Origin of the sequence: Xenophilus sp., from assembly GCF_044462705.1 — a bacterium.
GTDB lineage: Bacteria > Pseudomonadota > Gammaproteobacteria > Burkholderiales > Burkholderiaceae_C > Xenophilus > Xenophilus azovorans.
In genome coordinates, this window is the sequence record NZ_JBIQNC010000138.1 from 1 (window position 1) to 2,800 (window position 2,800).

A 2,800-nucleotide genomic window follows, 5' to 3' on the forward strand; every position below is an offset into this window, starting at 1 on the left:
CCGGTCTACGTCGGCAAGCCGCCCTTCGCTTATGGTGACGACGGCTACGCCGCATTCGTCGCGAGCAAGAAGAACCGCAAGGGCGTCGTGTACGTGGCCGCCAACGACGGCATGCTGCACGCCTTCTCGGCCTCGGGCAGCGACGGCGGCACCGAGCTGTGGGCCTTTGTGCCACGCGCGGTGATGCCCGAGATGTACCGGCTGGCCGACAACGGCTACGAATCGCGCCACCGCTTCTTCGTGGACGGCAAGCCCGAGATCGCGGACATCAAGGTGGGCAGCGACTGGAAGACCATCCTGGTGGGTGGGCTGGGCAAGGGCGGACGCGCCTACTACGCGCTGGACGTCACCGACCCCGAGAACCCGCAGGCGCTCTGGGAGTTCACCAACGACAACCTCGGCCTGAGCTTCAGCAACCCGGTCATCACCAAGCGCGCCGACGGCACCTGGGTGGTGGTCTTCGCATCGGGCTACAACAACGTCAGCCCTGGCGACGGCAAAGGCCGGCTCTTCGTGCTCAACGCCAATACGGGCGAGAAGCTGCTGGACATCCCGACCACGGCCGGCAGCACCGACACGCCCAGTGGGCTGGCCCGCATCAACGCGTGGGTGGACGACCCGTCGAACAACACGGCCAAGCGCTTCTATGGCGGCGACCTGCTGGGCAACCTCTGGCGCTTCGACATCGACGACCTCGTGGAACCCCACGGCGCCGCACTGTTGCTCGCCTCTTTCCGCAAGGACGGCAACCTCCAGCCCATCACGGCGCGGCCCGAGCTGGCCGAGATCGCGGGCAAGGCGGTCATCGTCGTCGGCACGGGCCGCTACTTGAGCACCGACGACCTGGCCAACACGCAGACGCAGACCATCTATGCCATCAAGGACGCTCTGACCTCCACATCGCTGGGGAACGTACGGGCAGGCAGTACGCTGGTGCAGCAGACCTTCACTTTGGACAACGAGGCCCAGACCGCCAGCATCAGCAACCACACCGTGAACTGGAACGAGAAGAACGGCTGGTACGTGGACCTGCCGCACGAGGGCGAGCGCATCAACATCGACGTCGCGCTGCAGTTCGACACGCTGTCCATCGCCACCGCCATTCCGAACAGCGACGCCTGCAGTTCGGGCGGTTCGTCGTGGCGCTACTACCTGAACGTGCGCGACGGCACCGGCTTCACGGACGTCGCAGGCGAGCTGTGGAGCGCCAGTTCGCTGATCGTGGGCCAGAGCTGGGTCAAGCTCACCAACGACGAAACCCGGATCCTGCGCCAGGGCAGCGATGGCAGCATCCGCGCCGAGCGCCCGCCGGGCGGGGGGGGCGCAGCCGGCATGCCCCTGCGCAGCGCCTGGCGCGAATTGGCGAACTGAGCATCGCGGGACGTCGGCGGCGGCCAGGTACTGCGAGGCCGCCCGCCTTTTCAGCGTCCCGGGGCAAGTTGCCGGAGGCTGGGTGCCGTATACGTCCGCTATCCTGCACCCGATGTCTTCCTCCCGCCCCCGCATCGGCCTGGCCCTCGGCAGCGGCTCCGCGCGCGGCTGGTCGCACATCGGCGTGATCCGCGCGCTGGAGCGCGCGGGCCATGCGCCCGACATCGTCTGCGGCACCTCGATCGGCGCGCTGGTGGGCGCGGTGCATGCCGCCGGCCGGCTGGACTGGCTGGAGGACTGGGTGCGCCGGCTCACCTGGTCCGGCGTGGTGGCGATGCTGGACTTCCGCATGGGCGGCGGGCTGATCGAGGGCTCGCGGCTGACCGGCTTCTTCCGCCAGCATTTCCGCGACGAGGGCATCGAGCATCTGCCGCTGCCCTTCGCCTGCGTCGCCACCGAGCTGGGCACGGGCCGCGAGGTGTGGCTGCGCGAGGGGCCGGTGATCGACGCGGTGCGCGCCTCGATCGCGCTGCCCGGCCTGTTCACGCCCGCGCAGCTGGACGACCGGCTGCTGGTCGACGGCGGGCTGGTCAACCCCGTGCCGGTGTCGCTGTGCCGCGCCATGGGCGCCGACGTGGTGATCGCGGTGGACCTGAACTGGGACCTGATCGGCCGCCGCGCGCGCGCCGAGGTGCAGACCGAAGGCAGCGGCGCCGACGAGGCCGGCGCGCCTTCGGCAGCGACGTCGCCGATCGCCGCCCTGCTCGCGCGCCTGCGGCCGCTGCCGCGCGCCGCGGCCGGCCGGGCGCGGCAGGCGCCCTCGATGCTGGACGTGCTGACCACCAGCCTGAACATCATGCAGGTGCGCATCACCCAGAGCCGGCTGGCGGGCGAGCCGGCCGACGTGGTGATCCGGCCGCACCTGTCGGACATCGCGGCCATGGACTTCCACCGCGCCGCGCTGGCCATCGCGCAGGGCGAGGCGGCGGTCGAGCGGGCGCTGCCGCTGCTGGAAGACGCGCTGGGCGAGCCGCCGGCGGCCTGATGAGCACACCGGCGCGCACGCATTGCCCCTGCGCCGGCAGCCCTGGCGGCCAGCCGCCACAATGCCCGACGCCATGCAGAAACTGACCCCGCGCCAATGGGCGCTGCTCGTCCCGCTCACCCTCATCTGGGGCCTGAACTGGCCGGTGATGAAACTGGGCATCGCCGACTTCCCGCCGCTGAGTTTCCGCACGCTGTCGCTGTGGCTCGGCGTGCCGGTGCTGGCGGCGATCCTGCTGGCCGGGCGGGTGTCCTTCCGCGTGCCGCGGCAGCACTGGGGCGAGCTGCTGTGGCTGAGCGCCACCAACATGTTCGTCTGGCACGCTTGCATGATCCTCGCGCTCAAGCACCTGTCGAGCGGGCGCGCGGCCATCCTGGGCTACAC

The 2,800-nt window shown here is 70.4% G+C and carries 3 protein-coding genes; all 3 read left to right on the forward strand.

The window, feature by feature from the left end; all coding sequences use genetic code 11:
- The coding region (locus ACIY1X_RS18320; protein ID WP_399683199.1) for a pilus assembly protein at positions 1-1,371 on the forward strand (1,371 nt) is incomplete at its 5' end.
- 112 nt (positions 1,372-1,483) lie between these two features.
- Positions 1,484-2,416 (forward strand): patatin-like phospholipase RssA, encoded by a 933-nt coding sequence (rssA, locus tag ACIY1X_RS18325; protein ID WP_399683200.1) that lies wholly within the window; start codon positions 1,484-1,486, stop codon positions 2,414-2,416.
- Between the two features lie 73 nt (positions 2,417-2,489).
- The coding region (locus ACIY1X_RS18330; RefSeq protein ID WP_399683203.1) for an EamA family transporter at positions 2,490-2,800 on the forward strand (311 nt) is incomplete at its 3' end.